Source organism: Priestia flexa NBRC 15715, from assembly GCF_001591565.1.
Classification (GTDB): domain Bacteria; phylum Bacillota; class Bacilli; order Bacillales; family Bacillaceae_H; genus Priestia; species Priestia flexa.
The window spans coordinates 1-1,015 of sequence record NZ_BCVD01000246.1; the positions used below are offsets into that span (position 1 = coordinate 1).

Sequence of the window (1,015 nt, forward strand, 5' to 3'; positions counted from 1 at the left end):
AAAGCCTCGTAAAGACATCATTCGAGAATATGAGTTAACACCATCTTCGCTTGATAAGTGGATTAATCAAAGTAAGTCCTCTGGTTCCTTCAAAGAAAAGGATAACCTCAGCCCCGAACAGAAAGAGCTGCAGGAACTTAGGAAACGTAATAAGCAATTAGAGATGGAGAATGATATTTTAAAGCAAGCCGCGCTGATACTAGGACGAAAGTAAATGTGATTAAGAACAACCAGCATAAATACTCGATATCAGCAATGTGTAAGGTCCTACAACTCCCTAGAAGTACGTATTATTATGAAGCAAAAGAACGAAAGAATGAAGATGATATAACTTCAGACATCATAGAAATTTTCCATCAAAGCCGCCAAAATTATGGTGCGAGAAAGATAAAGCATGAGCTAAAGAAAAGAGGGAAATTGGTTTCTCGTCGTCGAATCGGCAGAATTATGAACGAACAAGGACTTGTTTCAGCTTATACTGTAGCTCAATTTAAACCCCATAAGGATAAACCAAATGAAAGTGATCAAGCGAATGAGTTAAATCGTGAATTTACACAAGAGGAAGAATTGACTGTCGTGGTCAGCGACCTAACTTATGTAAGAGTGAACAGAAAATGGTATTACATATGTGTATTTGTTGATCTCTTTAATCGGGAGATCGTTGGATTTAGTACAGGTAAGAACAAAGATGCTTTACTAGTTTATCGAGCTCTATCGTCAATAAAAGGTAATTTACATACGGTTCAAATGTTCCATACTGACCGAGGAAGAGAATATAAGAACCAAGTCATTGATGAGGCCCTAGAAACGTTTAACATCAAGCGATCTCTAAGTTTGAAAGGCTGTCCGTATGATAATGCAGTAGCAGAAGCAACATTCAAAATCATCAAAACAGAGTTCGTAAAGAAACGTCATTTTGATAGCTTAGAAGAGTTACAAAGAGAGTTTACAGATTATGTGCACTGGTTTAACCATCTACGCATCCACGGTACTTTAGATTATTTAAGTCCAGTGG

General features: G+C 37.2%; 1 protein-coding gene. It reads left to right on the top strand.

Translation table 11 applies throughout. The features are described from left to right. Positions 1-1,015 (top strand): IS3 family transposase gene (locus BFL01S_RS19700; protein WP_235859276.1). Its coding sequence is split into 2 segments (ribosomal slippage), with 1,016 coding nucleotides annotated over them: positions 1-179 and positions 179-1,015; the frame shifts between segments, so codons are not numbered across the junction. This gene is flagged as partial in the annotation.